Origin of the sequence: Pedobacter sp. ok626, from assembly GCF_900100435.1 — a bacterium.
In the GTDB taxonomy this organism is placed as follows: domain Bacteria; phylum Bacteroidota; class Bacteroidia; order Sphingobacteriales; family Sphingobacteriaceae; genus Pedobacter.
This window is the reverse complement of the sequence record NZ_FNEX01000009.1, coordinates 247,298-254,043: the sequence shown is the minus strand read 5'-3', so window position 1 is coordinate 254,043 and position 6,746 is coordinate 247,298. Positions and strand designations below refer to the sequence as shown.

7 protein-coding genes are annotated in these 6,746 nt (G+C 38.4%); 4 read left to right on the top strand and 3 right to left on the bottom strand.

Annotated features, from left to right (window positions below; translation table 11 throughout):
* Positions 1 to 70 precede the first annotated feature (70 nt).
* Together BLS35_RS14775 and BLS35_RS14770 are read left to right on the top strand one after the other, a co-directional pair.
* A complete protein-coding gene (locus BLS35_RS14775; RefSeq protein ID WP_090782334.1) occupies positions 71 to 436 on the top strand; it encodes an ISAon1 family transposase N-terminal region protein in 366 nt (121 codons plus the stop codon).
* A complete protein-coding gene (locus tag BLS35_RS14770; RefSeq protein WP_371328247.1) occupies positions 417 to 1,400 on the top strand; it encodes an ISAon1 family transposase in 984 nt (327 codons plus the stop codon). Before BLS35_RS14775 ends, BLS35_RS14770 begins: the two co-directional genes overlap by 20 nt.
* Before the next feature lie 194 nt (positions 1,401 to 1,594).
* On the opposite strand, the gene BLS35_RS14765 is transcribed toward BLS35_RS14770, so the two are convergent.
* The 3 genes from BLS35_RS14765 to BLS35_RS14755 all read right to left on the bottom strand — a co-directional run bounded on the left by BLS35_RS14765 (position 1,595) and on the right by BLS35_RS14755 (position 4,092).
* A complete protein-coding gene (locus BLS35_RS14765) occupies positions 1,595 to 2,602 on the bottom strand; it encodes an NADP-dependent oxidoreductase (protein WP_090782329.1) in 1,008 nt (335 codons plus the stop codon).
* Between the two features lie 51 nt (positions 2,603 to 2,653).
* Positions 2,654 to 3,373 (bottom strand): SDR family oxidoreductase, encoded by a 720-nt coding sequence (locus BLS35_RS14760; protein WP_090782327.1) that lies wholly within the window; start codon positions 3,371 to 3,373, stop codon positions 2,654 to 2,656.
* A gap of 128 nt (positions 3,374 to 3,501) precedes the next feature.
* Complete coding sequence (locus tag BLS35_RS14755; RefSeq protein WP_090782326.1) at positions 3,502 to 4,092, bottom strand: TetR/AcrR family transcriptional regulator; 591 nt, start codon at positions 4,090 to 4,092, stop codon at positions 3,502 to 3,504.
* A 501-nt stretch (positions 4,093 to 4,593) separates the two neighbouring features.
* Between BLS35_RS14755 and BLS35_RS14750 the strand changes: the two genes are divergently transcribed.
* Together BLS35_RS14750 and BLS35_RS14745 are read left to right on the top strand one after the other, a co-directional pair.
* Entirely contained in the window at positions 4,594 to 5,184 is a 591-nt protein-coding gene (locus tag BLS35_RS14750; protein WP_090782323.1) for an RNA polymerase sigma factor, read from the top strand.
* Positions 5,185 to 5,404: 220 nt separating this feature from the next.
* Positions 5,405 to 6,604, top strand: coding sequence for a FecR family protein (locus BLS35_RS14745; RefSeq protein WP_090782321.1), 1,200 nt, complete (start codon positions 5,405 to 5,407; stop codon positions 6,602 to 6,604).
* Positions 6,605 to 6,746 lie beyond the last annotated feature (142 nt).

The following is a 6,746-nucleotide window of genomic DNA, read 5'->3' as shown; positions in this document are numbered from 1 at the left end:
GGATCAATCCCAAAACTTGTGGAGCAGGAGTTAAAATTATAATTTTGTATTTCTATACCGTTTTATATTTATGCCATCAGCTACTGCATCCTTGCTCAGATTATTTCTGCCAGATTTTATACTAGAGAATTTTGAATTCAAAGGGGTTATTGAGGATAGTGAAACCTTCCATATCGAACTCGAAGAGTTGAATAATCCCCCCTTAGAATGGGATGGGATCAAAGTTTTGTCTAAAGGCTTTTTCCCTCAGATTGTAATTCAAGACTTTCCTATCCGTGGACATAAAGTGTTTTTTCATATCCGCAGACGCCGATGGCTCAATACAGAAACTTCTAAGGTGATTTATCGGAATTGGACTTTAGTAGAAAAGGGAACGCGAATGACTGGGGATTTCGCGGCTTTTTTAAAAGAAATCAATCGATACAGCACCGAGTAGCGTTGATGCCATCAGTTCATTCTATGGTGTAAAAGCTAAGAATCTACTTCGTCAATATCGTGATTACCTCAGTGACTTTAAAAATTGGGATCAGAAATCACATGCAAAAGAATGGCTGCTGTATCCTGAAAACCTAGGTGAACAGCTTTCTATAGACGAAACCAGTCTATCTCATGGTGAGCTTTACACCATCCTTACCAACAAATCAGCGAAAGGTAAGAAAGGCGCTATTGTTGCCATTGTAGCAGGCACCAAAGCCGAAACAGTCATCTCAGTACTGAAACGAATTCCAGAAAGAGCAAGAAAAAAAGTGACTGAAGTTACCCTGGATATGGCAGGTAATATGGAATTGATCTGCAAACGTTGTTTTCCGCAGGCAACCAGAGTGACAGATCGGTTTCATGTACAGAAACTGGCCACCGAGGCGCTACAGGAAATGCGGATCAAACACAGATGGGAAGCTATGGATCAGGAAAATGAAGCTATAGAAAGATCAAAAAAGACAGGCCGGCCATTTCAAGCGGAAGTACTCCATAATGGAGATACGATAAAGCAATTGCTGGCTCGTAGCAGATATGTATTATATAAAAAGCCTTCTGATTGGATAGACAGTCAAAAGGATCGTGCAGAACTCCTATTCGGAAGGTTTCCTGACCTTAAAACAGCCTATGGACTCAGTTTTGGACTTAGTCAAATCTTTGAAAATACAACAGATAAAGTCTTCGCCTTGGCGAGATTGGCCAAATGGCATGAAAAAGTACGACAAACGGGATTCAAATCTTTTAATACAATTGCCAGGTCGATACAGAACCATTATCAGACTATATTGAACTACTTTGATAACAGATCTACTAATGCTTCAGCGGAATCTTTTAATGCAAAAATAAAGGCTTTTAGAAACCTGTTTAGAGGTGTAAAAAACATAGAATTCTTCCTGTACAGACTAACGCAATTGTATGCTTAAAAACAGAAAAATCATTCTTGCTCCACAAGTTTTGGGATTGATCCGAACAAACCATAATTTTCATTCGAATAATCCTATCCCGGAAGTAGCGATCACCGCATATCCAAAACTGATACAAAACACAGGATATTAATTGTCAAGTTGAGCAATTGCCAGATGGGTTATTTTGCAGTTGCTCAACTTGATACATCACGTTAACGCTCCCTTTTACGCACTACCACTTTTCCTTTGGCGTGTCCACTTTCCACATATTTCAAGGCCTCATTGGTCTGATCAAACGGAAATACTTTATCTACTACTGGTTTAATAGCAATCTGTTCAATCAATTTCGAAATTTCCTGTAGCTGTCTGCCATCTGCCCTCATAAGCAGAAACGAGTAGTCAATACCTAATTTTTTTGCTTTTTTGCGGATACCGTAGCTGATTAATGATAAGATTAGTTTTACAAACCATGGTGCACCTATTGCTTTGGCGAAATCTCCTGTGGGTGGACCCGAAATGGAGATCGCCGTTGCTCCTGGTTTCAATATCCGTAGTGATTTTTCAAGTGTTTTATTGTCCTGGCTATTTAAGACCACATCATAATCTTTCAGGATACTTTCAAAATCTTCCTTTTTGTAATCAATCAAAACATCCGCGCCTAGGTTCTTTAGCATTCCAAAGCTCTTTTCACTTGCTGTGGTAGCTACCGTTGCACCAAGATGCTTTGCCAGCTGAATAGCTATTGTTCCAACACCGCCCGAACCTGCCTGGATAAATACTTTTTGGTCTTTCTTCAGGTGGGCTATTTCTACCAAGGCCTGCCATGCAGTAAGTGCTACCAATGGAATGGACGCTGCCTCCTCCATCGTGAGGTTTTTAGGTTTAAGTGCCACATCCTTTTCATTTATAGCAATGTAATCTGCAAAGGTTCCGATATGGTGATCTGCCGGGCGTGAATAAACCTCGTCGCCCACCTTAAATTTTTTCACCTGTCCACCAACTTGCGTAATCACACCTGCCACATCATGCCCCAATGTAAGTGGTAACTTGTAAGGCAAGATTAATTTAAACTCACCGGACTTGATCTTAGAATCAAGCAGATTGACACCCGAAGCATGGATTTCCACAAGGACTTCATTATCCTTTATTATCGGAACGGGGACATCAGCTAGCTGAAGATCTCCCTTTTTATCATATTTATTTATCCTGAATGCTTTCATTTGAATGTTTTAAAAGTTGATGGCTTTTCTTCGGATGAACCAATCTAAAGGCTATTTTTCTGATACTGGAACAACCAACTGATGGATTTTTTTAGAGTCACCTACCGGAACTTCAAATTGATTGTTTTCAAGCGCTGTAAATAACTCATCAGCCACTTCAGAAGGAGGAATGCCGTTAGCACCACCAATTTCTGCTGAAAATTCGGTGTTCACCAACGGTGGATATACTTCATAGATATTCAACTTGTCATTTTCTGCAAAGGTATCTCTAAGGCCCTGTGTGTAGCTATGCAGTGCTGCTTTACTTGCCGAGTAAGTAGGTAAGTATTTGTTTGATCTAAATACGGCGATGGAAGAAATATTTATGATTGCGGCCTCTGCCTGTTGCAGAAGCAGAGGTAAAGTTAAAGCGGTAAAATCGATCACACTAATATAATTAGTGTTGATTTCCAGGTAAGCTTTTTCTGCGGAATTGTTATTGATATCGCTCAAATCATTTATAAAGGCAGCGCCTGCATTATTGATGATAATGTTCAAATCTGGATGATTACTTTTTAATTGTGCTGCAATATTAATCCTGTCAGATTGTAAAGATAAATCTCCCTTTATAGCTATTGCATTGTCCAGTTCCTTCAATGCACTTTGAAGACGTTCTTCATTACGACCGTTGATAATAATTTTGTTGCCTGCCGCACTTAGTTTTTTAGCAATGGCCAAGCCAATTCCGGCACTTCCGCCGCTGATAAAGATGGTGTTTCCTGATGTTTTCATAATATGCTTTTTAAATCTGTTATTAACTGTTTAGAGTGGGGTAGTTGGTATATCCTTTTGACCCTCATTGTTTTAATTCTATTAATTTGTTTATAATATACTTTTTGGTCTATTTTATGCTAAAAAAATTAAATACTATATCGTTCCAGATCCGATTTTAGATCTTTTATCAGCGTTTGCATCGGTTTTACGGTATCCATAGTTCTGCACATAATGATGCCGCCTTCTATCGCAGCAACCATTTTAAACGCGAAGGAAACAGGATTTAAATGTGATGAAAACTCTCCGTTGCTAACACCCAATTTAAGTATGTTGACAATATCTTCCTGTCCTGCTCTAAACACGGCTGCAACTTTTTGCTTGATAACAGGATAGTTGTCATCAGCATCAACAGCGGTATTGAAAATTGGACACCCTCCTGAAATGTAGGTTTCAATAGGGTTCTTATGAAAATCCAGAAATGCGAAAATCTTCGCTTTAGCTGTCTTTTTTTCTGAAACTGCTAAATATATTCTGTCCGATATCTTCTTAAGCAACAGATCAACTACCTGAGTGGAAAGGTCATCTTTATTCTCGAAATGGCTGTAAAGGCATCCTTTGGTTAGCTTCGTAGCAGATAGCACATCGTCTATATTGACACCAGAAACTCCTTTCTCATTGTAAAGGGGGGCAGCCGTTTCCAGTATAAATTGCTTTGTTCTTTCAGCTTTCGTCAACATATGCTTTAATATTACGACGCAAGTATACTAAAAAGTATATTATCGAAAAAAGAATAATTAGAAAGTTAATTTTAATTACAATAATAAGACATCTGCTGTCTGTTAAAATAGCTGAATTTGAATTGCATTTTTTAAGATAAACTGGCACATATATAGCACAGCCTTTGTAGCAAAAATGTGTAAAAAAAAGTGTGTTATTCGGAGAATCGAATGCTTTTTTAAGTATTTCATTTAAAAATTCTGCAATTAGTTGATCATGCATGTATGGATGACGTTCAGACCAATCTAAGACATTGACGATTTACTGGGTGTATACAAAACTGTTTTAAGCACTTGGATAGCCTAGCTTTTAAAAAAACTCCTATAAGCTCTTCATGCAATTTAGGCGAATAATAAGTATCATTGTTTAAAAATATATAGATTTGTTGTTTAGGAATTATTCAATGCCGATACCTTTTCGCAATATATCTTTACCTTTATTTATAGCAAATATTATCCTGTATGGTTCTAAAACCGCATTATAATGATGTCGAGCTGTTGCAGAAGATAGCTGCAGGTGATGAACATGCTTTTAGCTTATTCTACTATAGGTATAGCAAAACGGTTTTTCTTTTTGCTTATCGTATTCTCGACTCGGAGTCCTATGCCGAGGAATTGATGCAGGAAGTGATGTTAAAAATCTGGATGTTAGGGGATGAATTGATTAATGTAAATAACATAGAAAGCTACTTGAGGGTAATGTGTCGAAACCGTTGTTATAACAGATTAAGACAGTTAAGGCGAGAGGCTGGTAAAAATAAAGAAGCTACCATTGACTGGAAAGATGAAAGCAATGAAACAGAAGAAACAATATTGTTAAATGAAGCTAAAGGTTTGCTTGAAAAAGCCATTGCAAAATTACCAGCCCAGCAACGTGAAGTATATAATTTGTGCCAGATTCAGGGGTTGAAGTATGAGGAAGCGGCTAAACAACTTAATATTTCAGTGTTAACAGTTCAGTCATATATGAAAATAGCGTTGCGATCTGTACGAAATGCGATGCGTAACCATAGCGGGGTGGCTGCTATACTCACTATTTTAAAACTTTTTTAATTTTCCAACGCCCCCTTGATTATCCTAACTGGTGTCTTTGTAATGTATGTAGCCCATTTCCGCAAGAAATTTATTACTTGATGTTATTTTTAACAGCAGGTCCCACTAGTTTTGCTCAACAATTTTCAATGTGGGATGAAATTTGCCACTAACAAATAATTTTTCAATTTATTTTATAATCAATACCCCCGGTGGCCGGGTGTAGGGTGTCTTTGTAATAATGGAACCAAATAGAATTATATTTCTCTATCATAAGATTAAACAAAAAACAGCTTCCGAGGATGAGCAGCAAGAGTTTGATCAGTTGTTGCAGGATGAAGATGCAGAGCAGGAGCTTAAAATGCATTGGGACCAGCTATGGACAGACACGATGGCTGAAGATAAATCTGCTTTGCAAATCCGGAATGAACAGGAAATCCTGCAGGACATACTTTCACATAAAGGGGGCATGCGTACCATACAACTGAATAAAAAAACAGTGGGTTATAAATATCTGGTTGCCGCCGCATGTATATTGATTGTAATGGGCAGTGCTTTATTCTTTTTCAATCATAAAACCTCCGTGTCATCAAATCAGCCAACTGTTGCTCATGCCATTGCGCCTGGAAAAAACAGGGCTACGCTTACCCTGGCAAATGGGAAGAAAATAGTCCTTTCTGATGTTGCCAACGGTGAACTTGCTAAAGAGGCTGGTGTAAAGATTTCAAAGTCGGCAGATGGTCAGATCGTTTATGAAATAATCGGTACAGCTAACAATTCTAATCAACTGAATACGCTTTCTACTTCAAATGGAGAAACTTATCGGATACGTTTACCTGATCAGAGTGAGGTTTGGCTTAACGCTGCTTCAACAATTAAATACCCGGTAAGTTTTGCAAAACATGCAACAAGAAAGATAGAGTTGACCGGCGAGGCTTATTTTGAGATTTCCAGGGATAAAAAGCATCCTTTCATCGTAGAGAGCAAAGGACAGCGGATTGAAGTTTTAGGAACACATTTTAATGTGAATGCTTATGCTAACGAAAACAATGTAAAAACGACCTTGATTGAAGGCTGTGTAAAAGTGCAAATATTTAATTCAGACAGGAAAGCGCTGGGCGGAGAACAGGCTATCCTGAAGCCAGGAGAACAATCCCTTTTGTCAGCGGATGGACTCAATGTCCGTCAGGCGGATGTAGAAGAGGCTATCGCCTGGAAAATGGGTTTCTTTAAATTCAGAGATGAAAACATTCAGAGTATCATGCGCAAAGTATCGCGTTGGTATGATGTTGAGGTTATTTATAAAGGAGAAATTCCGCAGAGCGGCCTGGAAGGAACGGTGTCCCGCTATCAGGATATTACCCAGTTACTGGACATGTTACAGTCTACCGGCCTCGTTAAATTCAGCATCATCAAAAACAAAATTATAGTAAGTAAATAACCAAATATTTAACCAAATACTAAACGACGTATGAAAATAAGACCTACCTGACCTCCTTTAGGGAAGCTTAGTGCAATAAAAACGTGAAAGTGTCTCACCACTTCCACGTTATAGGCCTGGGCTATTCAATACCTGGATCAAA